The sequence below is a fragment of the Tepidiforma flava genome (assembly GCF_027594505.1).
Taxonomy (GTDB): domain Bacteria; phylum Chloroflexota; class Dehalococcoidia; order Tepidiformales; family Tepidiformaceae; genus Tepidiforma; species Tepidiforma flava.
The window spans coordinates 958,662-983,037 of the sequence record NZ_CP115149.1; the positions used below are offsets into that span (position 1 = coordinate 958,662).

Annotated in this window: 25 protein-coding genes and 1 riboswitch; of the genes, 10 read left to right on the forward strand and 15 right to left on the reverse strand. The window is 71.6% G+C overall.

Going from position 1 to position 24,376, the window contains the following annotated elements:
• Positions 1–7: 7 nt before the first annotated feature.
• Entirely contained in the window at positions 8–862 is an 855-nt protein-coding gene (locus O0235_RS05755; protein WP_270057584.1) for an alpha/beta fold hydrolase, read from the reverse strand.
• An 83-nt stretch (positions 863–945) separates the two neighbouring features.
• Between O0235_RS05755 and O0235_RS05760 the strand changes: the two genes are divergently transcribed.
• Positions 946–1,509, forward strand: a complete 564-nt coding sequence (locus O0235_RS05760) for a hypothetical protein (RefSeq protein WP_270057585.1) — start codon at positions 946–948, stop codon at positions 1,507–1,509.
• On the opposite strand, the gene O0235_RS05765 is transcribed toward O0235_RS05760, so the two are convergent.
• The 3 genes from O0235_RS05765 to O0235_RS05775 all read right to left on the reverse strand — a co-directional run bounded on the left by O0235_RS05765 (position 1,476) and on the right by O0235_RS05775 (position 4,297).
• On the reverse strand, positions 1,476–1,928 hold the full coding sequence (locus tag O0235_RS05765; protein WP_270057586.1) for a hypothetical protein: 453 nt from the start codon (positions 1,926–1,928) through the stop codon (positions 1,476–1,478). The genes O0235_RS05760 and O0235_RS05765 overlap by 34 nt on opposite strands.
• A gap of 23 nt (positions 1,929–1,951) precedes the next feature.
• Positions 1,952–2,995, reverse strand: coding sequence for an LLM class F420-dependent oxidoreductase (locus O0235_RS05770; protein ID WP_270057587.1), 1,044 nt, complete (start codon positions 2,993–2,995; stop codon positions 1,952–1,954).
• A 72-nt stretch (positions 2,996–3,067) separates the two neighbouring features.
• On the reverse strand, positions 3,068–4,297 hold the full coding sequence (locus O0235_RS05775; protein ID WP_270057588.1) for a PQQ-dependent sugar dehydrogenase: 1,230 nt from the start codon (positions 4,295–4,297) through the stop codon (positions 3,068–3,070).
• Positions 4,298–4,444: 147 nt separating this feature from the next.
• Between O0235_RS05775 and O0235_RS05780 the strand changes: the two genes are divergently transcribed.
• Together O0235_RS05780 and O0235_RS05785 are read left to right on the forward strand one after the other, a co-directional pair.
• Entirely contained in the window at positions 4,445–5,803 is a 1,359-nt protein-coding gene (locus O0235_RS05780) for a cytochrome ubiquinol oxidase subunit I (protein ID WP_270057589.1), read from the forward strand.
• Complete coding sequence (locus tag O0235_RS05785; protein WP_270057590.1) at positions 5,793–6,806, forward strand: cytochrome d ubiquinol oxidase subunit II; 1,014 nt, start codon at positions 5,793–5,795, stop codon at positions 6,804–6,806. The genes O0235_RS05780 and O0235_RS05785 overlap by 11 nt, the downstream gene beginning before the upstream one ends.
• Before the next feature lie 7 nt (positions 6,807–6,813).
• Here O0235_RS05785 and O0235_RS05790 read toward each other — a convergent pair whose 3' ends face one another.
• Positions 6,814–7,941, reverse strand: a complete 1,128-nt coding sequence (locus O0235_RS05790; RefSeq protein WP_270057591.1) for an alpha/beta hydrolase — start codon at positions 7,939–7,941, stop codon at positions 6,814–6,816.
• Positions 7,942–7,972: 31 nt separating this feature from the next.
• Positions 7,973–8,896, reverse strand: a complete 924-nt coding sequence (locus O0235_RS05795) for a cyclase family protein (RefSeq protein ID WP_270057592.1) — start codon at positions 8,894–8,896, stop codon at positions 7,973–7,975.
• A gap of 88 nt (positions 8,897–8,984) precedes the next feature.
• Between O0235_RS05795 and O0235_RS05800 the strand changes: the two genes are divergently transcribed.
• From O0235_RS05800 to O0235_RS05815, 4 genes are all read left to right on the forward strand, one after another.
• A complete protein-coding gene (locus O0235_RS05800) occupies positions 8,985–10,259 on the forward strand; it encodes an FAD-dependent oxidoreductase (RefSeq protein ID WP_270057593.1) in 1,275 nt (424 codons plus the stop codon).
• A 52-nt stretch (positions 10,260–10,311) separates the two neighbouring features.
• Entirely contained in the window at positions 10,312–11,298 is a 987-nt protein-coding gene (locus tag O0235_RS05805) for an NAD(P)H-quinone oxidoreductase (protein ID WP_270057594.1), read from the forward strand.
• Positions 11,299–11,406: 108 nt separating this feature from the next.
• Positions 11,407–11,706, forward strand: a complete 300-nt coding sequence (locus O0235_RS05810; protein ID WP_270057595.1) for a hypothetical protein — start codon at positions 11,407–11,409, stop codon at positions 11,704–11,706.
• Positions 11,707–11,880: 174 nt separating this feature from the next.
• Positions 11,881–13,386, forward strand: coding sequence for a carboxylesterase/lipase family protein (locus O0235_RS05815; RefSeq protein WP_270057596.1), 1,506 nt, complete (start codon positions 11,881–11,883; stop codon positions 13,384–13,386).
• On the opposite strand, the gene O0235_RS05820 is transcribed toward O0235_RS05815, so the two are convergent.
• Together O0235_RS05820 and glnA are read right to left on the reverse strand one after the other, a co-directional pair.
• Positions 13,341–13,976 (reverse strand): DJ-1/PfpI family protein, encoded by a 636-nt coding sequence (locus tag O0235_RS05820; protein WP_270057597.1) that lies wholly within the window; start codon positions 13,974–13,976, stop codon positions 13,341–13,343. The genes O0235_RS05815 and O0235_RS05820 overlap by 46 nt on opposite strands.
• A 111-nt stretch (positions 13,977–14,087) precedes the next feature.
• The gene (gene glnA / locus O0235_RS05825; protein ID WP_270057598.1) at positions 14,088–15,533 is read right to left on the reverse strand and encodes a type I glutamate--ammonia ligase; all 1,446 of its coding nucleotides are present in this window, start codon (positions 15,531–15,533) and stop codon (positions 14,088–14,090) included.
• Between the two features lie 265 nt (positions 15,534–15,798).
• On the opposite strand from glnA, the gene O0235_RS05830 reads away from it, so the two are divergent.
• Both O0235_RS05830 and O0235_RS05835 read left to right on the forward strand, forming a co-directional pair.
• On the forward strand, positions 15,799–17,055 hold the full coding sequence (locus O0235_RS05830; protein ID WP_270057599.1) for a M16 family metallopeptidase: 1,257 nt from the start codon (positions 15,799–15,801) through the stop codon (positions 17,053–17,055).
• 43 nt (positions 17,056–17,098) lie between these two features.
• Positions 17,099–17,587 carry a hypothetical protein gene (locus tag O0235_RS05835; protein WP_270057600.1) on the forward strand — a complete coding sequence of 163 codons (489 nt, stop codon included), beginning with the start codon at positions 17,099–17,101 and terminating at the stop codon, positions 17,585–17,587.
• A 16-nt stretch (positions 17,588–17,603) separates the two neighbouring features.
• On the opposite strand, the gene O0235_RS05840 is transcribed toward O0235_RS05835, so the two are convergent.
• The 6 genes from O0235_RS05840 to O0235_RS05865 all read right to left on the reverse strand — a co-directional run bounded on the left by O0235_RS05840 (position 17,604) and on the right by O0235_RS05865 (position 21,332).
• Positions 17,604–18,071: a DUF2269 family protein gene (locus tag O0235_RS05840; RefSeq protein WP_270057601.1), complete on the reverse strand. Its 468-nt coding sequence runs from the start codon at positions 18,069–18,071 to the stop codon at positions 17,604–17,606.
• An 83-nt stretch (positions 18,072–18,154) separates the two neighbouring features.
• A complete protein-coding gene (locus O0235_RS05845) occupies positions 18,155–18,805 on the reverse strand; it encodes a cytidylate kinase-like family protein (protein WP_270057602.1) in 651 nt (216 codons plus the stop codon).
• A gap of 14 nt (positions 18,806–18,819) precedes the next feature.
• Positions 18,820–19,341, reverse strand: a complete 522-nt coding sequence (locus tag O0235_RS05850) for a hypothetical protein (protein ID WP_270057603.1) — start codon at positions 19,339–19,341, stop codon at positions 18,820–18,822.
• Entirely contained in the window at positions 19,341–19,823 is a 483-nt protein-coding gene (locus O0235_RS05855; RefSeq protein ID WP_270057604.1) for a hypothetical protein, read from the reverse strand. Before O0235_RS05855 ends, O0235_RS05850 begins: the two co-directional genes overlap by 1 nt.
• A gap of 72 nt (positions 19,824–19,895) precedes the next feature.
• Positions 19,896–20,033, reverse strand: a riboswitch (cyclic di-AMP (ydaO/yuaA leader).
• A 73-nt stretch (positions 20,034–20,106) separates the two neighbouring features.
• On the reverse strand, positions 20,107–20,493 hold the full coding sequence (locus O0235_RS05860) for a cupredoxin domain-containing protein (RefSeq protein ID WP_270057605.1): 387 nt from the start codon (positions 20,491–20,493) through the stop codon (positions 20,107–20,109).
• The gene (locus O0235_RS05865) at positions 20,490–21,332 is read right to left on the reverse strand and encodes an FTR1 family iron permease (RefSeq protein ID WP_270057606.1); all 843 of its coding nucleotides are present in this window, start codon (positions 21,330–21,332) and stop codon (positions 20,490–20,492) included. Before O0235_RS05865 ends, O0235_RS05860 begins: the two co-directional genes overlap by 4 nt.
• A 137-nt stretch (positions 21,333–21,469) precedes the next feature.
• On the opposite strand from O0235_RS05865, the gene O0235_RS05870 reads away from it, so the two are divergent.
• Complete coding sequence (locus O0235_RS05870) at positions 21,470–22,720, forward strand: NYN domain-containing protein (RefSeq protein WP_270057607.1); 1,251 nt, start codon at positions 21,470–21,472, stop codon at positions 22,718–22,720.
• A gap of 18 nt (positions 22,721–22,738) precedes the next feature.
• Here the strand turns inward: O0235_RS05870 and pyrG are convergent, their stop codons facing one another.
• Positions 22,739–24,364, reverse strand: coding sequence for a CTP synthase (gene pyrG / locus O0235_RS05875; protein WP_270057608.1), 1,626 nt, complete (start codon positions 24,362–24,364; stop codon positions 22,739–22,741).
• Between the last annotated feature and the right edge of the window lie 12 nt (positions 24,365–24,376).

Genomic DNA, 24,376 nt, shown 5'->3' on the forward strand with positions numbered 1-24,376 from the left:
ACCGGGCTCAGGATTCGAGGAATTCGCGGACGGCGCGGGCGAAGGCCTCCGGCTGGTGGAGCGGCACCTGGTGGCCGGCATCGGGGATTTCGACGAAGCGGCCGTTCGGGAGGCGGCGGACCATCTCCTCGGCGATGTCGCGCGAGAGGATTTTGCTCTTTTCGGCGCGGATGACGAGGGTGGGGCAGGTGATGTGCTCGAGGCTCTCCCAGAGGTAGGGGATCTCGGCGATGGCGCCGCGGCCGGTGGCCTGGTGGATGGCGGGGTCGAAGCGGAACACGAGGTTCCCGGTGGCCTCGTCGAGCTGGAGCGAGGCGTAGACCTGGCGGAGGAGGAAGTCGCGGTCGCGGCCGGGGTAGAGCTGCGCGAAGTGCTCGATGGCCTCGGCTTCGGTGGCGAAGCCGGGGGCTTTCTGGGCTTCGCCGGTGCTCTTGCGGATGCCGCGGGCGCCCTGGTCGGCCATCTGGGGGCCCATGTCGGCGAGGACGAGGTGCTTGAGCCGGTGGGAGTGGTCGCGGGCGTAGGCCATGGCGATGCGGCTGCCGATGGAATGGGCCACGAGGTCGAAGGCTTCGAGGTCCATCTCTTCGACGAAGCCGCGGAGGTCCATGGCGAAGGCCCAGACGAGGTAGCCGCCGGGGGCGTGCTCGCTTTCGCCGTGGCCGCGGAGGTCGGGGGCGTAGACGCACCAGCGGTCGATGAAGCGCTCGGCGATGTGCTCCCAGTAGCGGGCGTTGTTCATGAGGCCGTGGAGGAGCACGAGGGGCTCGTTCTCGACGCTGCCCCAGCGGATGTAGTGGTGCCGGAGGCCGTGGATGGTGAGGTAGCCGTCTTCGCCGTGGAGGGCCGGTTGGGTGGTCACGAGGAGTGAGTATACGAAGGGGGCGGCTTTCGGTGGTGAGCGGGCGGGTTGCGGGCGAGGGCGCGGGGTGGTTCGCTAACGGCGTGGCTGATGGTGATGCGAAGGCCGGCGCGGCGCAGGAGGTGCGCGGGGTGGCGGGGTACGAATCGCCGTACCCGTACCTGGACCGGCTGCAGCCGAAGATGGAGGAGCGGCTGGCGCGCCGGGTGCCGGCGACGGGCCGGTTCTGCGGCTTCTGCTATGCGCGGCTGCGGGCGGAGGATGCGGTCTGTCCGTTCTGCGGGACGGCGACAGCCGAGCGGCCGACGGTGACGGAGATTCCGCAGGAGGTGCTGCGGCTCTACCTCACCAAGCAGAAGACGGAGGCGCGGTGGGTGCACGGGGGCGCGTTCTTCGGACTCATCCTCGCCTCGGCGCTGTTCCTCTGGATGGTGATCTGGGGGCCGGGGCTGCTGGGGCACCCGGCGCTGGCGTTCGCGGTGCTGCTGCTGGGCGGCTACGTGCTGGCGCAGCTGTTCGGGACGCTGATCGGGGCGCAAATCGGCTACCGGAAGGGTGCGCGGAAGCGGGACGAGCTCTGGGCGGCGTACCTGGCCGAGCGGGACGGCGCCGGTCAGGCGAGCGCGCCGAGCAGGGCTTCGAGCTGACGGCCGAAGGCGCGGCGGGCGGCGGCGAGGCGGTCCGGCGGGCAGCCGCCGATGGTGACGCGGACGGAGCCGCCGACGCGGACGTCGAGGCTGGCAATGGCGGCGATGCGGAGGGGGCCTTCGAGGCCGAGGACGTCGAATTCGATGTCTTCGCCGTGGACGGCGCCGGCGCGGCCGATGGGGCGGGCGACGGCGCGGACGGTGACGCTGCCGGCTTCCCAGGCGCGGACGATGTGCCAGTCCCAGGTGTCGGCGGCGCGGTGTTCTTCCGCGCAGGCGTGGACGGGCGGGGGTTCGCAGCCGAGGAGTTCGCCGAGCAGCCCGAGGACTTCGCGCTCGAAGACGCGCTCGGCATGCAGCCGGCGGCGGGCCTCAGCGGAGAGGTGGGGCGGCAGGATGATGACGAACTCCTCGGCCACGGAACGGACCTCCGGTGCGGCGGTCAGCGGGCGCTGGAGAGGGCGCCGGTGAGCTCGGCCATGAGCTGGAGGACGCGCGGGTCGCGGGTGCCGATGAGGAGGGTGCCGACGCCGGCGTCTTCCCAGGCTTTGTAGCGCTCGCGGATGCGCTCGACGGGCCCGACGAGGGCCATTTCGTCGGCGAGCTCATCGGGGACGGCGGCCTCGGCCTCGGCTTTGCGGCCGGCGAGGTAGAGCTCCTGGATGCGGGCCGCGGCGTCGCCGTAGCCGTAGCGGTGCATGAGTTCGTTGTAGAAGTTCTTCTGGCGGGCGCCCATGCCGCCGACGTAGAGGGCGATGCCGGGCTTGGTGGTCGCGAGCCCGGCTTTGACGTCGTCGGTGATGATGACGCTGCAGGTGGCGACGATGTCGAAGTCCTTCATGGACTTGCCGTTGCCGGCGCGGGCGAAGCCGGCTTCGAGGTCGGGCTTGAAGACGTCCATGCGGTAGGGGGTGAAAAAGGCGGGGATCCAGCCGTCGGCGATCTCGGCGGTGAGGCGGATGTTGTTGGGGCCGAGGGTGGCGAGGTAGATGGGCATGTTGCGCCCGTGGAGGATGCTCTTCAGGGGCTTGCCGAGGCCGGTGGCGCCGGGGCCGGTGTAGGGGAGGTTGTACTCCTTGCCGTGGAATTCGACGGGCTCATCGCGGGCCCAGATTTTGCGGAGGATGGCGACGTATTCGCGGAGGCGGGCGGCAGGGTTGCCGTAGGGCTGGCCGTGCCAGCCTTCGACGACCTGGGGGCCGGAGAGGCCGAGACCGACGAGCATGCGGCCGCCGGAGAGGGCATCGAGGGTCATGCTCGTCATCGCCGTCATGGCCGGGGTGCGGGCCGGGATCTGCATGATGGCGGTGCCGAGCTTGATGCGCTTCGTGAGGGCGGCGAGGTAGGCGAGCGGGGTGACGGCATCGGAGCCGTAGGCTTCCGCGGTCCAGACGGAATCCCAGCCGAGGCGTTCGGCTTCGAGGACGGATTCGACGGGCAGCTCCATGCGGGCGCCGGAGTAGCCGAGGTAGAGGCCGAGCTTCATGGTCGTGCTCCAGGTGCAGGGGTCGGGGGATAGCGTAGCGTCCCGGGGCGCGCCTGTGCAGCGTGGTGCGGCTCAGCGGGCGGTGATGCGCTCGAGGGTGCCGGCCTGGTCGCGGACGATGTAGAGCTCGCCGGCGTCGTCTTCGCCGAAGGAGGAGATGCCGGTGGGGAAGTCGGCGAGGCGGGTGACCTGGAGCTGGCTGCCCTGCCAGCGGAGGGCCCAGGCGCTGCCGGTGCAGTAGTCGGCGACGAGGTAGGCGCCGCGGAGGGCGGGGAAGGCCTGGCCGCGGTAGACGTAGCCGCCGGTGACGGAGCAGCCGTCGTCGTGGGTGTAGTCGAAGACGGGGAGGGTGAGGCCGGAGCGGTCGCAGCCCTGGGCCGGGCGGTAGCAGATGCTGCCTTCCATGATGCTCCAGCCGTAGTTCTGGCCGCCGGGGGCGCCGGCGGGCTGGAAGTTCACCTCTTCGCGGGCGTTCTGGCCGACGTCGGCGATCCAGAGGTCGCCGGTCTCGCGGTCGAAGCTGAAGCGCCACGGGTTGCGGAGGCCGTAGGCCCAGATTTCGGGGCGGGCGCCGTCGCGGGCGGCGAAAGGGTTGTCGGGCGGGATGGCGTAGGCGCGGCCGGCGGCTGGCGGGCTGTCGACGTCGATGCGGAGGATGGAGCCGAGGGGGTTGGCGAGGTCCTGCCCGGCGCGGAGGGGGTCGCCGGCGCCGCCGCCGTCGCCGAGGGCGATGTAGAGGTAACCGTCGGGGCCGAAGGCGAGCATGCCGCCGTTGTGGTTGCTGTACTGGTCTTCGATGGCGAAGAGGACGCGGCCGGAGGCGGGGTCGGCGCGGTCGGGGTCGCCGGGGGCGACGCGGAATTCGGCGAGGGTGTTCGCGCCGCCGTTGGCAGCGGTGTAGTAGACGAAGAAGCGGCCATTGGCGGCGAACCCGGGATGGAACGCGAGGCCGAGGAGGCCCTGCTCGTTGCCGCTCGAGGTGACGCGGGAGCGGATATCGAGGAACGGCTGGGGCGCGACCTGCCCGTTGAGGACGATGCGGATGGTGCCGCGCTTTTCGAGGACGAAGAGGCGGCCGCTGCCGTCGCCGGCGCCGGTGACGAAGGTGGGGCGTTCGAAGCCGCCGACGACGCGTTCGAAGGCGATCGACGGGAGGGCGGGGAGTTCGCCGCCGGGCGCGGGGGTGGGCGTCGCGGCGGGCGGCGGGGTTGGCGAGGGAGCAGGGGCGCCGCCGGTGCCGTCGCAGGCGACGCCGACGACCCAGATGACGAAGGGGAGGATGCCGATGGACAGCGCTCGCACCACGGCATGGTGGCACAGGGGAAGGTTAGGCGGGGAGAAAGGGGGCATCGACGGCTCCGATGGAGCTATCGAGGGGATTTCGCGCAACGGGCATGCGAATTCGCGATACTGTGGCCGGCGCCCGGTTCGGCGCGGAGGGGAACGCGCGTGGAGTTCGACACGCTGCTTTCGGCGCGGGCCCTCATGGGCCTCTCACTGGTCTTCCATACGTTTTTTACGCCGCTCGGCATCGGCCTGCCGCTCCTCTTGTTCGTGGCGGAGGGGATGGCGCTCTGGAAGAAGGACGAGCGGTACCGTCAGCTGGCCCGGGCGTGGACGCCGGTGGTGGGGCTGCTGTTCGCGGTGGGCGCCGTCTCGGGGACGGTGCTGTCGTTCGAGCTGGGGCTGCTGTGGCCGCGGTTCATGGAGTACGCGGGCGGCATCATCGGCATGCCGTTCTCGCTGGAGGGGTTCGCCTTCTTCACGGAGGCGATCTTCCTCGCGATTTACATCTACGGCTGGAACCGGATGTCGGCCTTCGCGCACTGGCTGGTGACGATTCCGATCGCGATCAGCTCGGCGATTTCGGCGGTGTTCGTCATCTCGGCGAACGCGTGGATGAACACGCCGGAGGGGTTCCGCGTGGTGGACGGGCAGGTCGTCGACGTCGACCCGTGGGATGCGATGTTCAACGCGGCGTGGCTGCACGAGGCGATCCACGGGACGCTGGCGTCGTACGTGGTGACGGGGTTTTCGGTGGCGGCGGTGTACGCATGGCTGCTCTGGCGGAAGAAGCCTGCGGTGAACGCGAAGCTGGGGCTGCAGCTGGCGATGGCTGTGGCGGCGGTTTCGATCCCGCTGCAGATCATCGCGGGGGATTTCGCGGCGAAGCGGGTGGCGGAGCTGCAGCCGGTGAAGTTCGCGGCGATGGAGGGGCAGTACGAGACGCAGCGGGGCGCGCCGCTGCGCATCGGCGGCATCCCGATGGACGGCGAGACGAAGTACGCCATCGAGATCCCGAAGATGCTGAGCTGGCTGGGGTACGGCGACCTGAACGCCGAGGTGCTGGGGCTGAACGACGTGCCGCCGGAGGACCGGCCGAACGAGCTGCTGGTGCATCTCTCCTTCCAGGTGATGGTGGGCGCGGGCTTCGCGCTGCTGTTCATCGCGGCGTGGTACTGGGTTGCGTGGTGGCGGCGGCGCCGGCGGGAGGCGGGGAGCTGGCTGCCGGGCCGGGCGCTGAGCCTGGCGCTCATCGCGAGCGGATTCCTGTCGTTCGCGGCGCTGCAGGCGGGCTGGTTCGTGACCGAGTTCGGGCGGCAGCCGTGGGTGGTGTACGGCTACCTGCGCACCTCGGAGGGGGTCACGGAGCGGGACGGGATTCTCGTGTTCTTCATCCTGTTCACGCTGCTGTACATCGTGATTTCGATTGCGCTGATCGTGGCGCTGCTGAAGTGGCCGCACGGGCCGCGGCAGCCGGAGCGGCTGCCCGGCGCAGCGGGGAAGGAGGCCGAGGGTGTCGCCTGAGCTGGCAGCGGCGGGCATCGCGCTCGTTGCGGTGATGATGTACGCGATGTTCGGGGGCGCCGATTTCGGCGGCGGCATCTGGTCGCTGCTGGCCTCGGGGCCGCGGAAGGAGGAGCAGCGGCTGGCGCTGGAGAAGGCGATCGGGCCGGTGTGGGAGACGAACCACGTGTGGCTGATCCTGCTGGTGGTGACGCTGTTCGTGGTCTTCCCGGCGGCGTATGCGGTGATTTTCGAGGCGCTCTACGTGCCGCTGTTCATCGCGCTGCTGGGCATCGTGGCGCGGGGGGCCGCCTTCGCCTTCCGGCACTACGGGGACCGTGAGAGCCGGCTGGCGCGGCAGTCGCTGCAGTGGTTTTCGTGGGCGAGCGTGCTGACGCCGTTCACGTTCGGGCTGGTCATCGGGGCCGTGACGACGGGGCACATCGAGGTGGAGGGGACGCGGGTGCTCTCCGGGGCGTTCGCTGGCTGGCTGCGGCCGTTCGCGCTGGTGTGCGGGCTGATCGGGCTGCTGGTCTGCGCGTTCCTCGCGGCGGCGTACATGGTGGCGCGGACGGAGGGCGAGCTGCGGGAGGACTTCCGGAAGCGGGCGATCGCGGCGTCGCTGGCGCTAGGCGCGGCCACGACGGCGGCGATCCCGGTGGCGGCGTGGGACGCGGATGCGTTCGCTTCGCACCTGAACGATGCGCGGGTGGTGGGCGCGATGGGGGTGACGGCGCTGCTGGGGCTCGCCGGGCTGTGGGCGCTCTGGACGCGGCGCTACCGGCTGGCGCCGCCGCTGGCCGCGGCGACGGTGGCGGGGGTGGTGGGCGCATGGGGGCTCGCGCAGGAGCCGTACCTGCTGGCGAACGCGCTGACCTACGAGGCGGCTGCGGCGGAGCGGATCACCGTCGTGTCGTTCCTCGTGGCGCTGCCGATCGGGGCGCTCATCCTCGTGCCGTCGCTCTGGCTGCTCTACTGGACGTTCTCGCGGGATACGCTGCGGGGCGAGGAGATCGCGCACTGAGGCGCGGTCATTCGAGCGCGGCGAGAAAGGCGCGGACGGCGTCGGCGTAGCCCTCCGGGTCGACGTTCCATGCGCGGACGTGGCCGGCGCCGGGCACCCGGACGTAGCGGACGATATCGGGCCGGGCGGCGGCGAGGCTGTCGCTGAGTTCGACGGGCACGGTCGGGTCGGCGTCGCCGTGGAAGAGGAGGACGGGGCGCTGGAGGTCGATGGCGGTGCGGCGGTAATCGAAGTCGTCCCAGTCGAAGCCGTAGCGGCGGGCGGCGATGCGGTTCGAGACGGCGAGGTAGCGGAGGGGGATGCGGCGCTGGCGGGCGCCGTGGGCGACGGTGGTGCGGAGGTCGAGCATGGGGGCTTCGAGGATGAAGCCGGCGGCCTTCGGGGCGAGGTCGGAGCGCTCCATGAAGCTGAGGCAGATGGCGCCGCCCATGGAGTAGCCGACGAGGAAGAGGCGGCGCGCGCCGAGGCCGAGGGCGAAGCGGGCAGCGGCATCGAGCTCCTCCCATTCGTCGCGGCCGTAGGCGTAGCGACCGCCGGGAGCGGGCGGGCAGCCCTCGTCGTTGCGGTAGGTGATGGCGAGCGCCGGGAACCCGGCCTCGGTCAGCAGGGGGAGGAGGCGGAGGGTTTCGCGGCGGTTCGCACCCTTGCCGTGGACCATGACGGCCCAGGTGTCGCGGCGGCCGGGCACGTGCCAGGCGGGGAATTCGCCGAGCGGCGCGTGGACGGTGACCTCGTCGAAGGCGATGCCGTGGGCGGTGAGCGGGTCGCCGGGGAAGGCGAAGGCATCGAGCCGGGCGAAATCGCCGGGGCGGAGGCTGCCCTCGAGAGGCTGGAGTTCGCGGATGGCGGCGACGCCATTGGACTGGAGGACGGGGCCGAGGGCGGCCCGGCCGCGGGCGGCTTCGAGGAGGTAGCGCCCGGGCGCGAGGTGCGCATCGGCGGGAGCGCCGGGGGCGGGGCGGAGGGTGGCGCGGCCGGGGGCGAGGGCGGTGACGGTGACGGTGAACGGCCCGGGCAGGCGGTCGTTCGCGGGGTCGAAGGCCTGGCGGTGGAGGAGGCGGGCGAGGCCGAGGCCGGGGGCGAGGGCGAGACCGGCCGCGGCGGCCGCGCCGGCGGCGAGGGTGCGGCTGCGCATGGTTCGATGGTAGCGGACCGCCGGGGCGGGGTCAGAACACGGCAATGGGGTTGACGGGGGAGCCGGTGCCGCCGCGGATGTGGAGCGGGGCGATGGTGAGGAGGAACTCCCAGCGGCCTTCATCGCGGCAGGCCTGCGCGAGGGGGTCGAGGTTGGCGTTGTCGAGCAAGGGCATGCCGGCGAAGACGATGGCGAGCACGTGGACGGGCCCGCCCGCGGTCGCCGCATTGTCGAACAGCTCAGAGCCGCTCGGGCGGGCGTCCATCATGTCCCAGCCGAGGAGGGCGGCATCGTGCCGCTTCAGGACGGGGACGGTATCGGCGTGGAGCCCGGGCGTCGGCGGAACGCCGGGGGTGCTGCCGGGGTTTGCGGCGTAGAAGGCGGAGCGGCCGCTGTAGACGAGGACGGCGTCGCCGGGTTCGAGCGGGCTGCCCTGGGCCTCGGCGGCGGCTTCGAGCTCCCAGCCGCGGACGGGCGCATCGAGCGTGACGAAGTCGGCGCCGCGGAAGCGGGGGATGTCGATGAGAACGCCGCGGGTGACGATGCCGTCCTTCCAGGCGTCGACGGCGCCGGCGCGGGCGCCAAGGGAGGTGACCTCGCTGGCCGGGCGGCCGTTGTACATCTGCCCCTGCCAGAAGATGTGGCAGAGGGCGTCGACGTGCGTGGTGGCGTAGCCGTGGAAGAGGAGCCCGACGTAATCGACGGAGGCGGTGGGGCCGACGCGGACCCAGTGCTGGGCGGGGTTCCAGTTGCCGGGGCCGCCGACGGTATTGAGGGGGTGGGCGATGGAGACGGTGCGGCCGCTGCGGACGAGGGCGGCGGCGCGGCGGCGCTTCTCGGGGGTGATGAGGTTGATGGTGCCGGCGGAATCGTCGGCGCCCCAGCGGCCCCAGTTGGAGCAGCGGTCGAAGTAGCCGGCGACCTCTTCGGGCGGGGGCAGGGGATGGTCGGGCATGGGAACACCTCCGGGCGCGGCTGTCGGCGGGCAGTGTAGCGTGGGCCGGGGCGCGACAGGCGGGCGCGGGCGGGGCAGAATGCGGGCCATGGCCGGGACGTTCATCGTGGAGCCGGAGCGCCGGGTGCCCGTCATCGCGGAGACGGACGTGCTGGTGGTGGGGGGCGGAGCGGCGGGCATCGCGGCGGCGGTCGCAGCGGCGCGGCAGGGTGCGCGGGCGATGCTGGTGGAGCGGTACGGCTCGCTCGGCGGGCTGGCGACGAACGGGCTGATCATCCTACTGCTGACGCTGGACGACGGCCGCGGGCGGCAGGTGGTGGCGGGGCTCTGCCAGGAGCTGGTGGACCGGCTGGCGGCGCGCGGGGCCTGCCTGTTCCCGCCGCGGGAGGAGTGGGGTTCGCCGGACCCGGCGCTGGTGGAGAAGTACCGGCGGCTCGGGCTCGTATGGGGGAGCGGGCCGCACGCGGTGCGCTACTCGGTCGCGTACGACCCGGAGGAGTTCAAGGTGGAGGCGGACCGGCTGGTGCTGGAGGCCGGAGTCGACCTGCGCTTCCACCGCTGGGCGGTCGGCGTGCGGAAGGACGGCGGCCGGGTGACGCACGTCATCTTCGAGTCGAAAGCGGGCCGGGAGGCGGTCGCGTGCGGCGCGGTGATCGATGCGACGGGTGATGCGGACATCGCGGTGCTGGCCGGCGAGCCGGTGGAGCAGGAGCTCGTGCACCCGTGGCTCTGGTTCCGGACGGCGAACGTGGACGAGGCGGCGGCGGAGGCCTCGCCCCAGCGGTCCGGGTACTACCGGACGGTGCACCCCCGCGGCTACCTCCACCCGTGGGGCGCGGCGGAGCGGATCGGGCGGGCGATCGACCCGGTGAACCCGGACGACCTGACGTACGCGGAGGTGGAGTGCCGGCGGCTGGCGCGGGCCGAGCTCGACCGGCTGCGCGGGAAGGCGGCCGGGTTCGAACGGGCGTGGCTGGCCGGGTTCGCGGCGACGCTGGGCATCACCGAATCGCGCCGGCTGGTCGGGCTGCACCAGCTCGTGCGCGAGGAGATGGACCGGCATGCGGACGACGTCGTGGCGGTGACGGGGCACTGGACGAAGTACGGCGCGGTGTACGAAATCCCGTGGCGGTCGCTGGTCGCGCAGGGGACGGCGAACCTCGCGGCGGCCGGCCGGTGCATTTCGGTCGACCACCGGGTGCACCATGCGACGAAGGAGATCCCGGCGTGCTTCGCGACGGGCGAGGCGGCGGGGACGGGGGCGGCGCTCGCGCTGGAGCGCGGCTGCGGGCTGGCGGAGGTGGACGTGCGGGCGCTGCAGGCGCGCTTGCGGGCGGCGGGGGCGTGGCTGCCGGGGCCGTAGCGGGGCGGGTGGCGTAGGATCGGCGGCGAAGTTCCGCGCGGGGGCGTTCGCCATGAAAGCAGTCGTCATCACCCGGCCCGGGGGGCCGGAGGTGCTCGAATACCGCGAGGTGCCGGACCCGGCCGCCGGGCCGGAGGACCTGCTCATCCGCGTGCGGGCGACGGCGCTCAACCGGGCCGACCTGCTGCAGCGGATGGGCGGCTACCCGCAGCCCGGCCCGAAGCCGGCGTTCGAAATCCCGGGGCTGGAGTACGCGGGCGAGGTCGTGGCGGCCGGCGAACGGGTGGAAGGGTTCGCCGTCGGCGACCGGGTGATGGGGCTGCTGGCCGGGGGCGGCTACGCCGAGCTGGTGGCCACGCACCACCGGCTTGCGGTGAAGGTGCCGGACGCGCTCTCCTGGGAGGAGGCCGGCGCGACGCCGGAGGTGTACATCACGGCGCACGACGCGCTCCTCCAGTGCGGGCTCGCGGCGGGCGAGCGGGTGCTCATCCACGCGGCCGGGAGCGGCGTGGGGGTCGCGGCGGTGCAGATCGCGAAGGTGATGGGCGCGTCGTTCGTGGCAGGGACGGCGGGGAGCGCGGAGAAGCTGGCGCGGGCGGCCGAGCTCGGGCTCGACCTCGGCATCAACTACCGGGAGCAGGATTTCGCCGAGGCGGTGCTGCAGGCGACGGACGGAAAGGGCGTGGACGTCATCCTCGACGTCATCGGCGCGGACTACTGGGAGCGGAACCTCCGGGCGCTGGCGGTGAAGGGGCGGATGGTGATCGTGGGGCTGATGGGCGGCACGGCGGCGCAGGCGAACCTCGGCGTGCTCCTGCAGAAGCGGCTGCAGGTCCGGGGGACGACACTGCGGGCGCGGCCGCTGGAGGAGAAGGCGCTGGCGACGCGGGCGTTCGAGAAGAGCGTGCTGCCGCACATCGCGAGCGGGCGGGTGAAGGTGGTGATCGACCGGGTGTATGCGCTGCGGGACGCGGCCGAGGCGCACGCCTACATGGCGACGAACGCGAATTTCGGGAAGATCGTGCTGGTTTCGGGGTGAAAGCGGTTGACGCGTTCGCGCGGGAGCGGCTACGGTGCAGCGTGACCGCAGCGGGTTTCGTTTTCGAATGCCGCTCGGATTCTAACGCTCGGACGAGGAGACCTGACGATGGCCGTTGACGGCACCTGGAACATCACCCTTTCGACGCCGATGGGCGACCGGCCGGCGCAGCTGACGCTGAAGACGGACGGGAACGCGCTGAGCGGGACGTTCGGCAGCGAGCGGGGCTCGCAGGAGTTCACCGGGGGCACGGTGGACGGGAACAACGTGAGCTGGAAGACGAGCTTCAACGGCGCGATGGGCCCGATGGAGCTGACGTTCACCGGGGCGGTCGATGGGGACACCATCGGCGGGACGGTGCAGTTCGGGGCGTTCGGCTCGGGGAGCTGGAAGGGCACCCGGGCGTAATCGCCGGGCGCAGCGAAGCGGGGGCGGCGTACGCCGCCCCCGTTTTTTGGCCTTTGCGCCGTTTTTCACGAAGGTAAAGTTTTCGCACAAGTTCGTCGAATTCTTGTCGACGCAACTTGACGCGGGGGTGACGCGGGTAGAATGCCGGCCAACGCCGGGCAGGGAGCAACGGGGATGCCGATCGTCGAGACCAGTTTCGGGCGGCTGGAGGGGGTTTCGCGCGCGGGCCATGCGGCCTTCCTCGGGGTGCCGTATGCGGCGGCGCCGGCGGGGCCGCTGCGCTGGAAGGCGCCGCTGCCGCCGATGGCGTGGCCGGGGACGCGGCCGGCTTCGAAGCCGGGGCCGGCGGCGCGGCAGACGGGCCACCCGATCCCGGGGTTCGCGGCGAGCGGACCGCAGAGCGAGGACTGCCTCTACCTGAACATCTTCACCCCGGCGTGCGACAGCCGGCGGCGGCCGGTGCTGTTCTGGATTCACGGCGGCGGCTTCACCCACGGGAGCGGTTCGGAGGCGCTGTACGACGGGGGGCCGCTCGCGCGGCGGGGCGATGTGGTGGTGGTGACCATCAACTACCGGCTGGGCGCGTGGGGCTACCTGCACCCGTCGACGCGCCTCCCGGGCCGGGGACTGGCGAACAACTGCGGCCAGCTCGACGCCATCGCGGCGCTGCGCTGGGTGCACGACCATATCGCGGCCTTCGGGGGCGACCCGCGGAACGTGACGGTGTTCGGCGAATCGGCGGGCGCGGCAGCGGTCGGCACGCTGCTGGCGATGCCGGCCGCGCGGGGCCTCTTCCACAAGGCGATCCTGCAGAGCGGGACGGGGCGGGCGGCGCGCCCGGAGGAGGCGGGGCAGGTGGTGGACCGGGTGACGGAAGCAGCCGGGCTGCCCGCGGCGGAGGGGCTGCTGACGCTGGACGCTGACCGGCTGCTGGAGGCGCAGGCGAAGGTGGCGGCGGCGCGGGGCTTCGGCACGATGCTCTTCGCGCCGATGGTCGACGGGGAGACGCTGCCGCAGCAGCCGCTGGAGGCCGTGGCGGCCGGCGCGGCGGCCGGCATCCCGGTGATGATCGGGACGAACCGGGATGAGGCGAAGCTGTTCTTCGCGATGCAGCAGCGGGAGCCGATGGACGATGCGGCCCTCGAGCGGGCGGCGGGCGCGCTCTTCCCCGGGGCTGCGCCGGACCGGCTGCGGGCGGCGATCGCGGCGGTGCGGGAGGCGCGGCGGGGGCGGGGCCTGCCGGCGGACAACCTGGACGTGCTGGATGCGCTCTGGTCGGAGGGCATCTTCCGGCAGAACGCGCTGCGGCTGGCGCTGGCGCAGCGGAAGCACGAGCCGCGCACGTACGTCTACTTCTTCACCTACGCCTCGCCCGCGCGGCGGGGTGCGCTGGGCGCCTGCCACGCGCTGGAGATGCCGTTCGTGTTCGGAACGCTGGACGCGCCGGGGCAGGACCGCTTCGCGGGGACGGGGCCGGATGCGGAGCGGCTCTCGGCGAACATGATGGACGCGTGGATCGCGTTCGCGCGCGGCGGCGACCCGTCGCACGCGGGCATCGGGCGGTGGGAGCCGTACGACGCGGAGTCGCGCCCGACGATGGTGTTCGACCGGGAGAGCGGGCTGGAGCGGGACCCCTACGCGGAGGAGCGGCGGGCCGCGGAATCGCTGCTCGGGGGCTGAGCGGGCGGTTCGTCCGGCTCAGGGTAGTACTCGGCGGCCTCGCGGACGCGGGCGGCGAGCTCCGCGCCCCAGAAGCGGCGGACGAGGTGGAGCGCCATGTCGATGCCGGCGGAGACGCCGGCGGCGGTGACGATGTCGCCTTCATCGAGGTAGCGGGCGCCTTCGACGACGGTGATGCGGGGGTTCTGGCGGAGGATGGGAATGCCGACGCGGTGGGTGATGGCGCGGCGCCCATCGAGGAGGCCGGCGGCTTCGAGGACGAGGGCGCCGGTGCAGACGGAGGCCGTGACCCCGGCGCTGGCGCGGAGCCGTTCGAGCGCGGCGAGGAACGCGGGGTTGCGGCGCTCGCGGCGGGTGCCGATGCCGCCGGGGACGATGACGATGTCGGCGGGCGGGGCTTCGGCGAAGGCGAAGTCCGGGAGGACGCGGAGCCCCTTGGCGCACGTGACGGGGCTGCCGGTTTCGCTGGCGGTGTAGCAGCGGACGGTGCCGGGCTGGAGCTCTTCGGCCATGGTGAAGATCTCCCAGGGGCCGGCGACGTCGAGCTCTTCGGCGCCGTCGAAGAGGAGGAAGGCGATGGTGCGGGGCATCAGGCGGGCCTCCGGCGCGGGTGGCGGGCTACGGTAGCAGGCCCGGCGGGAAAGCGAAACGGCGGCTCCCCTGGGGGGAGCCGCCGCCGGTAGCGAACGGAGCGCCGGGGCCTACGCGTCGAAGTAGAGTTCGAACTCGTAGGGGTGGGGGCGCATGCGGATGGGATCGACCTCGTTCTCGTATTTGTAGGCGATCCAGGTTTCGAGGACGTCTTCGGTGAAGACGCCGCCCTTGAGGAGGAACTCGTGGTCTTCTTCGAGGGCTTTGAGCGAGCCATCGAGCGACTGGGCGACGGTGGGGATGCTGGCGAGCTGGTCGGGGCTGAGGTCGAAGAGGTTGACCTTATCGAGGGGCTCGCCGGGGTCCCATTCGTTGATGATGCCGTCGAGGCCGGCCATGAGGATGGCGGCGAAGGTGAGGTAGGGGTTGCCGGAGGGGTCCGGCGGGCGGAATTCGACGCGCTTTTGCCGCGGGTCGGGGCTGACGAGCGGGATGCGGCAGGCCGCGGAGCGGTTGCGCGCGGAGTAGACGAGGTTGACGGGCGCTTCGTAACCGGGGACGAGGCGCTTGTAGCTGTTGGTGGTGGGCGCGGCGATGGCCATGAGGGCGCGGCCGTGGCGGATGAGGCCGGCGATGTAGTGCTTGCAGAGCTTCGAGATGCCGGCGTATTCCTCGCCCGCGAAGAGGTTCACCCCGTTCTTCCAGATGGAGAGGTGGGTGTGCATGCCGGAGCCGTTATCGCCGAAGAGCGGCTTGGGCATGAAGGTCGCCACTTTGCCGTTCCGCTTGGCGACGTTCTTCACGATGTACTTGTAGAGGAGGGCCTTGTCGCCCATGCGGGTGAGGGTGTCGAACCGCATGTCGATTTCGCCCTGGCCGGCGGTGGCGACTTCGTGGTGGTGGAGTTCGACCTGGATGCCGCACTCCTCCATGACTTCGACCATCTCGTTGCGGATGTCGGTCTGGGAGTCGTGGGGCGCGACAGGGAAGTAGCCGCCCTTGACGCGGGGGCGGTAGCCCTGGTTCAGGTCGCCGCGGAGGGTCGCCTCGGCGTTGGAGTTCCAGATGCCCTCGTCGGAATCGACGATGTAGGAGGCGGTGTGCATCCGGTTGTCGAAGCGGACTTCATCGAAGACGAAGAATTCGAGTTCGGGGCCGATGTAGACGGTATCGCCGACGCCGGTTTCGCGGAGGTACTGCTCGGCCTTCTTCGCGATGTAGCGGGCATCACGGGTGTAGGGCTGGCGCGAGACCGGGTCTTCGACGTTGGCGATGACGGAGAGGGTGGGGACCTGGATGAAGGGGTCGATGAAGGCGGTGTCCGGGTCGGGGATGAGGAGCATGTCGGACTCCTCGATCTTCTGGAAGCCGCGGACGGAGGAGCCGTCGAAGCCGTAGCCGTTCCGCCAGGGGGAGCGGTTGTAGTCGGTCCAGTCGTTCAGTTCGCGGATGGGGCGGGTGATGTGCTGCCACTGGCCGAACAGGTCGACGAATTTGATGTCGACGAAGCGGACGCCGTGCTGTTCGCAGTAGGCCTTGATTTCCTCTGGGGTCATCGAACTCCTCTGGCGGTGTGGTGGGCTGGCTTCCCGATTGTCGCCCGGCGCGGGGCTACGGCCACGGGCCGGGGGGTGCCGGAACGATGAAGTTCGTGTTTCGCGGGGCGCAGCCGGGAAGTCCTGCGTGCTGCCGTCAGGGTAGGGGGAGGGGATTTCGGGGGAATTGCGCCGGTGTTACGAACAGGTTTCGCGGGCCGATTCGCGGCAAGGCGGGCGCGCGCGTAGGATCCGGCGTGGTGCCCGGGCGGGCAGGGGAGTTTCGATGTATCAGCGCACGGTTCTCGGGAACGGGCTGCGGGTGGTGACGGCGGAGCTGCCGCACACGCGCTCGGCGACGGTGAGCATCTACGTGGGGGCGGGGAGCCGCTACGAGCGTGACGAGGAGGCGGGGCTTTCGCACTTCCTCGAGCACATGCTCTTCAAGGGGGCCTCGCGGCGGCCGACGGCGCGGGAGATTTCGGAAGCGATCGAATCGGTGGGCGGGGTGCACAACGCGGCGACGGACCGGGAGGCGACGCTCTACTACGCCAAGGTGCCGCATACGGCGGCGATGACGGTGATCGACATCCTCGCGGATATGGTGACGGCGCCGGTGATGGACGCGGCGGAGCTGGAGAAGGAGCGGGCGGTGATCCTCGAGGAGCTGGCGGGCATCGAGGACAGCCCGGCGGAGATGAGCGCGATTCTCGCGGATGAGACGCTCTGGCCGGGGCAGCCGCTGGGCCGGGAGATCGGCGGAACGCCGGAGAGCGTGCAGGCGCTGCCGCTGGAGGCGGTGGTGCGGTACTTCAGGAAGCAGTACGTGCCGGGAAACATGGTGCTGGCGGTGGCGGGGAACATCCGCCACGCGGAGGTGGTGGCCGCGGCGGAGCGGTGGCTCGGCGCAGTGCCGGCGGCGGAGCCGGGCGGCTGGTTCCCGGCGGTGCCGCGGGACGGCGCGCCGCGCCTCCGCGTGCGGGAGAAGCAAACGGAGCAGGCGCACCTCTGCTTCGGCTTCCCGGGGGTGCCGCTCGACAGCGACGAGCGGTTCGCGGTGAGCCTGCTGAACATGCTGCTGGGCGAGGGGATGTCGAGCCGGCTGTTCCTCGAACTGCGGGAGGAGCGGGCGCTGGTCTATGACATCCACAGCTACACGAGCGAGTACCGCGATGCGGGTTCGCTGACGATCTACGCGGGCTGCGACCCGGAGAACGCGCGGGTGACGGCGGAGGCGACGCTGGAGGAGGCGGCGAAGCTGCTGGCCGGCATCTCGCCGGCGGAGCTCCAGAAGGCGAAGGAGATGGCGAAGGGCCGCATCCAGCTGCGGATGGAGGATACGCGCGCGGTGGCAGGCTGGCTCGGTTCGCAGGAGCTGCTCCGGGGCCGCATCCTGACGGTGGACGAGGCGGTGGCGCGGTTCGATGCGGTGACGGCGGACGAGGTGCTCGACGCGGGCCGGCGGGTGCTCGACCCGGCGCACGCGGTGCTGGCAGCGGTCGGGCCGCTCGACGAGGGCACGTTCGCCGGCATCCTCGGCTGAGGGGCGCATCGACGGCGGCCGGCCGGGGCGGGAAGATAGCCGGGTGACGCAGGCGTTCTTCGGGAAGCCGCAGGCGACGTTCACGCCGGGCGGGGCACACGTCGCGGTCTACCTCGTGCCGGTGTTCGAGGGGCGGCTGACGGTGTTCGAGGTCGAGGCGCCGGGGCTGCGGGGCCGCTGGCTGCCGTGGACGGTGATGGGCTACGGGGAGAACCCGTACGAGACGGCGGCGGCGCTGGCGGACGACTGGTGCGACAGCGCGGTCGCGGCGCTGGAGATCGCGGACGCGCTCTCGTTCCCGTTCGATGCGGACGGCTGGGAGCTGGCGCTCGTCTACCGGGCGGAGCTGACGGCGCTGCCGGCGGGCGATGCGCACCGGCGGCCGGTGCAGTACGCGCCGGGCGAGGCGGATGCGATCGGCCCGTTCGACCCGGTCGACCTGCTGCGCTGGGTGGGCGCGGGAAGCGGGAAGCGGGAAGCGGGAGGCGGGAGGCGGGAAGCGGGAGGCGGGGAGGCGCCGCTGGTGTTTTGAGGCGGGCCGGCGCCGGTCAGAAGGGTTTGAAGACGGCGAGCCAGGCGAGGAGGGGGACGCTGAGGACGAGGATGGTGCCGAAGACGATCGGCACGCGGTCTTCGAGGACGGTGCGGAGTTCTTCGGTTTCTTCGCCCTTCTTCTGGGCGACGAGGGCGGCGAGGCGGGCGCGCCGGAGGCCGAACCCGAGAAGGGGCAGGCAGACGAAGTAGAAGAAGATGTAGAGGAGGGTGAGGATGCCGAGCCAGGCATCCTTGAGGAAGTTGTACTCGGCGGCGACGGCCCAGAAGAAGCCGGTGATGCCGCTGGCCATGGCGCCGGGGAGGAGGACGCGGGTCTCGTTGTTGGCGGCCTCGATGAGGAGGGTGGCGCGGTAGCGGAGGTCCTTCGTGGCCCAGGCCCGGAGGATGAGGGGGTAGGTGGCGCCGAGGCCGGCGCCGAGCCAGATGAGGGAGAGGACGTGGACGATGCGCCACCAGTCCAACGGGGGCCTCCGGACGTGCGAGGGGTGCGAAGCGGACGGGCTTCGCACCCCAGACTAGGCAGCGGCGGCGGCTCGGTCGAGTTTTAGACGGCGGCAGGCTGGAGGAGTTCGACCGCGCCGAGGACGACGCGGGCTGCCGCCTCAGGTTCGAGCCGGTCGGTATTGACGACGAGGTCGTAGCTGGCGGGGCTGAGCCATTCGGCGCCGAAGTATTCGCGGAAGTAGGCGACGCGCTCGCGGTCGGTGCGCTGGGCGACGTCGCGGGCGGTAGCTTCGTCGCAGGCCATCTGCTGCATGAGGCGCCGGACGCGGTGGCCCTCGCTGCCGGCGACGAGGACGCGGAAGACGTCGGGCCGCTCGTGGAGCATGAACTGGGCGCCGTGGCCGAGGAAGACGACGCGGCCGGCGGCGGCGAAGTCTTCGACGACCTGCTGGACGAGCTGGCGGTAGTCGGCGGAGGTGAGGATGGGGGTGGCGCCGATGTTGACGGGTTCGCCCCACTGGACGGCGCCCGCGCCGGGGTTGCGCGCGAGGGCTTCGATGATGCGGGCGAAGAACGACGGCCGGCGCTGGGCCTCGGCGATCGTCTCGGGGGAGACGCCGGCTTCGATGGCGGCTTCCTGGACGATGCGGTAGTCGAGCAGGCGGTAGCCGAGCTTCTCGGCGACGATGCGGGCGACCTCCTCACCGCCGGTGCCGACCTGGCGGGCGATGGTGATGATGGAGATGGCCATGGGAACCTCCGGGGTCATTCGACGACGGTGATGTCGCCGGGCGAGGTGGCGGTGATGGTAAGGATTCCGCCGCGATCTTCAACCGTGCCGCGGACGCAGACGTCGCGGGCGGCGAAGCCGACGGCCGGGTCGCCGGGGAAGCTGGCGCGGCTGGCGGCGGGGATGATGACTTCGACGCGGAGGAGGGCATCGAGGGAGGCGCCGACGGCGAGGACGGCATCGCCGTTGCGGTCGGCCGTGCCGAAGACGCGGCCCTGGAGCTCGACCGCTTCGCCGCGGTGGAGGCGCGCCTCGAGCGGGGCGATGGGGTTCGCGCAGGTGAAGGTCGGCGTGAAGACGACGGGGGTGGGGCTGGCGGCCGGGGTGGGGCTCGCTGCCCCGGGCGTCGCGGTGGCGGCCGGGGTGTCGGCGGGGGTTTCGCCGCTGGCGGGCGTGGGGGTGGGCGCGGGTTCGTCGCCGCCGCCGCAGGCCGCCAGCGCGAGGGCGCCGGCGGCCAGTGCTGCGGCGGCCGCGGTCCGCCAGCGGCGGAGCCGCATCAAGAGGCCACCTCCAGGACGCGGTTGCCGGGGATGGCGACGGACGGCGCGAGGGCCGGCGAGAGGCGGTGGACGGGCCAGAGGAGGGTGCCGTGCGTGAACTCGGCGGTGGAAGGGTGGAACTCGACCGGCCCGGCGAGGCCGCAATCGACGGCGATTTCGCTGCTCAGCTCGCGGATGACGGCGCGGACTTCGTCGAAGCGGACGACCCGGAGGGAGACGGCCGGCGACTCGGGCGCTTCGTGCGCGGCGACGCCGGTCTGGGGGTGGGGCTGGACGATGCCGTCGACGGGGAGGTGGACCTCGCAGGTGAGGTCGCCGCGGACGCGGACGAAGGGGAGGCCCACGATCCGCTCGCCGGAGATGAGGGCCCAGGAGCGGAGGCGGGTGGCCGCTTCGACGACGCGGGTGAGGCTGAACTCGGCCTCCCGGTAGACGGTGCGGCGGGGCAGGATGGTGGACGGGGAGATGGCGTACTGCATGCGCGTTCCTCCTGTGCGCGGTGGGGCCGGGCTGCGGAGCAGCCGCGGCCGGTGCGGAAGGATGAGAGGAGGCAACGCTCCTCCGAACGCCTACGGGGTTAGCTGACGGGTTCGGCGTCGGAAGTCGCCGTCCTTCCAGCCCGGAAGGATGCACCCCAGTGGGTGGGTCCCCCGTTCCCGGCGGGCGCCGGGATTCGGCGCAGTCAACGTACCACAGGCGGGGCGCTGCGGATCGATCTTGACCGTCGTTGATATGGGGTTGTAACGGGCCGGGGCCGGGCCGTTACTGCGCGGGCTGGACGCGGACGATGAGCTCCATGCCGGCCTGGCGGTGGCCGGTGATGTCGCAGTAGATGGGATATTCGCCGCGCTGGGGGGCGGTCCAGGTGATTTTGCGCAGGCGGCCCTTCGGGATGACGACTTCTTCGATGGCGGCTTCGTCGGATTCGAACTCGTGGTCGCCGGAGCCGTCGTTGCGCACGTAGAAGGTGATTTTTTCGCCGGGCTGAACGGTGATGGTGTTCGGCTCGAAGTACATGGCGCTGCCGGGGCCTTCGCCCGCGGCGATATCGATGCGGCGGCCTTCGCTGCCGGAGCAGGCGAGGGAGACGGCGGCGAGGAGGGCGGCAGCGGCGAGCGGAGCGAACCTGGCGAGCGGGCGGGCGGTCATGCGGCGCGTACTCCAGCGGGGGCGGGGGTGGGGTGCGCCGGGCGGGCGGCGCGGAAGAAGACGACGGCGGCGATGGCCAGGTAGGCGGCGTAGGCGATGACCTGGCCGGCGAAGGGGCTGGCATCGTAGCCGAGCAGGGTGCCGAGGAAGCGGCCGGGGCCGTAGTTGTCGGGCAGGAGGGTGTAGGTATCCCAGAGGCGGGGGCCGAGGGCGGCGATGAACCCGGCTTCGTGGAGCTCTTTGAGGGCGTTGGGGACCATGCCGGCAGCGAGGAGGACGAGCGCGGCGGCGGAGACATCGAAGAACGCGCGGAGCGGGAGGGTCTTCGCGCCGCGGTAGATGGCGGCGCCGACGGCGGCGGCGAGGGCAAGGCCGGCGGCGGCGCCGGCCCAGTAGAGGGCGGCGGACTCGGCGCGGCCGCTGCCCCCGAAGAGGAATAGGGCGGTTTCGAGCCCCTCGCGGCCGACGGCGGTGAACGCGAGGAGGCCGAGCGTGAAGCCCGCGCCGGCATCGAGGGCGCGGTCGACGCGCTGGCGGAGGTCGCGGCCGATGGTGGCCGACTGGCGGCGCATCCAGGCGAGCATCCAGGTGAGGACTGCGGCAGCGAGGAGCATGGCGAACCCTTCGATGGCGTCCTGCCAGCGGCCCGGCAGCTCGACGGCGAGGGCTTCGAGGGTGAGGGCGGCGCCGAGGCTGAGGCCGCCGGCGAGGGCGGCGCCGAGCCAGACGGGGCGCGTGCTGGCGCCCGCGTCGGCGCGGCGGACGCAGGAGAGGACGATGCCGATGATGAGGGCGGCTTCGAGGCCTTCGCGGAAGGTGATGAGGAGGGCGTAGACCATGCAGGGACCCCGGGGAAGCGGCGCGCTGCCGCGCGATATCGGCAGTTCGAAACATAGAAGTTAGGCCTGCCTAATGTCTAGTGACAGGTTCGACCCATGACACGGGCGGCGGCTGGCGGATGGGGTAGGATCGGCGCATGCGGGAGCCGACGAACGGGCCGGGCCACGAGGACGTGGCGCTGCTGGTGGACTGGGAGAACCTGAAGTTCAGCCTGATGCAGCGGAACCGGAGGCCGAACGTGACGGCGCTGCGGGAGGCGGCGGAGCGGTTCGGGCGGGTGGCCTATGCGCGGGCCTACGCCGACTGGATGGACCCGGTGCAGGCGGGCGACCCGGCCTCGCTGTACACGGCGGGGCTGGAGCCGGTGTACGTGCTGACGCGGCGGTACACGACGGCCGAGGGGGATGTGCGCATCCAGAATTCGGTGGATGTGAAGCTGGCGGTGGACTGCGTGGAGGCGAGCCACCTCTACCCGAACATCGGCACGTTCGTCATCGCCTCGGGCGACCACAGCTTTTTCCACGTGGTGATGCTGCTGCGGGCGCGGGGGAAGCGGGTGGTGGTGATCGGGGTCTCCTGGGCGACCTCGGCGCAGCTGGTGCAGCAGGCGGATGTGGTGCTGTATTACGACCTGGACGTGGAGCCGGATGTGGAGCGGGCGGCGGCCGCGCCAGCGAAGGAGCCGGCGCCGGTGGCGAAGATCGAGCCGCGGCTGGCGGCGGCGGCGGCGCGGGCGCTGGAGCTGGCGCAGGCGAAGGGACCGGTCTCGGCGGAGCCGCGGGAGATCGCGGATGTGCTCGGCCACATCATCGCCATCGTGGAGGACTTCCGGCGGGACGGGCGCGACCTGCCGCTTTCGCTGGTGGGGCAGGAGCTGCAGAAGCGGATGCCGCAGGCCGATTTCCAGCGGCTGGCGCGGGGCCGGGCGGGCGACTTTGCGCGGGCGCTCCACGAGTCCGGGCTCGTGAAGATGGTGAACGCGGACTTCACGGACTGGCTGTACCTGCCGACGGAGCGCGCGGAGGCGATCGAGCGGCCGCGGAACACGGGGCCGGAGCCGGGCCGGTACGACTACGGCCGGTTCAACTACAACGACCTGAGTGAGGAGCAGCGGCACAGGGTCATCGTCGCTATCCACGATGAGCGGTACCGGCCGGGCGTGGGCTGGCTGACGTTCAACCGGATCGTGGAGACGCTGAAGCCGGTGGTGCGGCGCGAGGAGACGGACGTGAAGAACCTGGTGAACAGCATGATTTCGTGGGGCGTGCTGAAGGTGGGGGAGACGAAGGTGGGGCATGCGCCGGAGACGGGGGCGCAGTACGAATACAAGACGTTCGAGCTGGACCTGCAGAACCCGGAGGTGCGGCGGGCGCTGCACCTGGAGTAGCCGCGGCGGCGCGGGGGTTCAGGCGGTGGCGGGGGCGGCGGCGCCGGTGGGGCGGCGGGCGAGCGCGGCGGCGACGAATTCGCGGAAGAGCGGGTGCGGGCGGTTCGGCCGGCTCTGGAGTTCGGGGTGGAACTGGGTGCCGAGCATGAACGGGTGGGCCGCGACTTCGGAGATTTCGACGAGAGCGCCATCGGGCGAGGTGCCGCTGACGCGGAGGCCTGCTTCTTCGAGGCGGGGCCGGTAGGCGTTGTTGAACTCCCAGCGGTGGCGGTGCCGCTCGCTGACGAGGTCGGCGCCGTAGGCGCGGTGGGCGACGCTGCCGGGCAGGAGCCGGCAGGGGTAGGCGCCGAGCCGCATGGTGCCGCCGAGGTTGACGACGCCGTGCTGCTCTTCGAGGAGGCTGATGACGGGATGGGGCGTCTCCGGGTCGAACTCGGTGCTGTTGGCGCCGACGAGACCGGCGACGTTGCGGGCGAATTCGGTGACGAGCGCCTGCATGCCGAGGCAGAGGCCGAGGTAGGGCGTGCCGGTGGTGCGGCAGTATTCGGCGGCGCGGATCTTGCCTTCCCAGCCGCGTTCGCCGAAGCCGCCGGGGACGACGATGCCGTCGGCGCCGGCGAGGAGGTCGGCGGGCGGGCGGGTTTCGAGGGCTTCGGCGGGCACCCAGCGGATGGCGACATCGGCTTCGTGGGCGATGCCGGCGTGGACGAGAGCTTCCTTGACGGAGATGTAGGCATCGCGGAGTTCGACGTATTTGCCGACGACGGCGACTTCGACGGTGCGCTTCGGGTGTTTGAGGCGGTAGACGAGGTCGCGCCACTCGGCGAGGTCGCGCTGGCCGGTGAGGCCGAGGCGGTCGAGGACGAAATCGCCGAGGCCGCGCTCTTCGAGGGTGATGGGGACTTCGTAGATGGTATCGGCCGTTTCCATGGGGATGACGGCGCGGGGTTCGACGTCGCAGAAGAGGGCGACCTTCTCGGTGATGTCGCGGGGGACGGGGTGGTCGCTGCGGAGGACGATGGCGTCGGGCTGGATGCCTTTGGAGCGGAGTTCGCGGACGGAGTGCTGGGTGGGCTTGGTTTTCAGCTCACCGGTGGCGCCGACCCAGGGGAGGAAGCAGACGTGAACGGAGAGGGTGGCATCGCGGGGCTGTTCGTGGCGGATCTGGCGGATGGCTTCGATGAAGGTTTCGCCCTCGATGTCGCCGACGGTGCCGCCGACTTCGCAGATGAGGACGTCGCAGCCGGTGCGCTCGGCGACGCCGTAGATGCGGGCTTTGATTTCGTTGGTGAGGTGGGGGACCTGCTGGATGGTGCCGCCGAGGTAATCGCCGCGGCGCTCGCGTTCGAGGACGGCGAGGTAGACCTGACCGGAGGTGACGGAGGAGGCGGCTTCGAGGTCCTGGTCGATGAAGCGTTCGTAGTGGCCGAGGTCGAGGTCGGTTTCGGCGCCGTCGACGGTGACGAAGACTTCCCCGTGCTGGTAGGGGGACATGGTGCCGGGGTCGACGTTGAGGTAGGGGTCGAGCTTTTGGATGGAGACGTTGATGCCGCGGGATTTGAGGATTCGGCCGAGGCTGGCGGTGGTGATGCCCTTCCCGACGGAGCTGACGACGCCGCCGGTGACGAAGATGAATTTCGGCATGGCCTCCTGCGT

Coding starts and splice junctions, on each gene's coding strand:
- O0235_RS05770 (WP_270057587.1), bottom strand. CDS start 2,995: ATGAAGCTCGGCCTCTACCTCGGCTACTCCGGCGCCCGCATGGAGCTG.
- O0235_RS05790 (WP_270057591.1), bottom strand. CDS start 7,941: ATGCGCAGCCGCACCCTCGCCGCCGGCGCGGCCGCCGCGGCCGGTCTC.
- O0235_RS05795 (WP_270057592.1), bottom strand. CDS start 8,896: ATGCCCGACCATCCCCTGCCCCCGCCCGAAGAGGTCGCCGGCTACTTC.
- O0235_RS05800 (WP_270057593.1), top strand. CDS start 8,985: ATGGCCGGGACGTTCATCGTGGAGCCGGAGCGCCGGGTGCCCGTCATC.
- O0235_RS05805 (WP_270057594.1), top strand. CDS start 10,312: ATGAAAGCAGTCGTCATCACCCGGCCCGGGGGGCCGGAGGTGCTCGAA.
- O0235_RS05810 (WP_270057595.1), top strand. CDS start 11,407: ATGGCCGTTGACGGCACCTGGAACATCACCCTTTCGACGCCGATGGGC.
- O0235_RS05815 (WP_270057596.1), top strand. CDS start 11,881: ATGCCGATCGTCGAGACCAGTTTCGGGCGGCTGGAGGGGGTTTCGCGC.
- O0235_RS05820 (WP_270057597.1), bottom strand. CDS start 13,976: ATGCCCCGCACCATCGCCTTCCTCCTCTTCGACGGCGCCGAAGAGCTC.
- glnA (WP_270057598.1), bottom strand. CDS start 15,533: ATGACCCCAGAGGAAATCAAGGCCTACTGCGAACAGCACGGCGTCCGC.
- O0235_RS05830 (WP_270057599.1), top strand. CDS start 15,799: ATGTATCAGCGCACGGTTCTCGGGAACGGGCTGCGGGTGGTGACGGCG.
- O0235_RS05845 (WP_270057602.1), bottom strand. CDS start 18,805: ATGGCCATCTCCATCATCACCATCGCCCGCCAGGTCGGCACCGGCGGT.
- O0235_RS05850 (WP_270057603.1), bottom strand. CDS start 19,341: ATGCGGCTCCGCCGCTGGCGGACCGCGGCCGCCGCAGCACTGGCCGCC.
- O0235_RS05855 (WP_270057604.1), bottom strand. CDS start 19,823: ATGCAGTACGCCATCTCCCCGTCCACCATCCTGCCCCGCCGCACCGTC.
- O0235_RS05860 (WP_270057605.1), bottom strand. CDS start 20,493: ATGACCGCCCGCCCGCTCGCCAGGTTCGCTCCGCTCGCCGCTGCCGCC.
- O0235_RS05865 (WP_270057606.1), bottom strand. CDS start 21,332: ATGGTCTACGCCCTCCTCATCACCTTCCGCGAAGGCCTCGAAGCCGCC.
- O0235_RS05870 (WP_270057607.1), top strand. CDS start 21,470: ATGCGGGAGCCGACGAACGGGCCGGGCCACGAGGACGTGGCGCTGCTG.
- pyrG (WP_270057608.1), bottom strand. CDS start 24,364: ATGCCGAAATTCATCTTCGTCACCGGCGGCGTCGTCAGCTCCGTCGGG.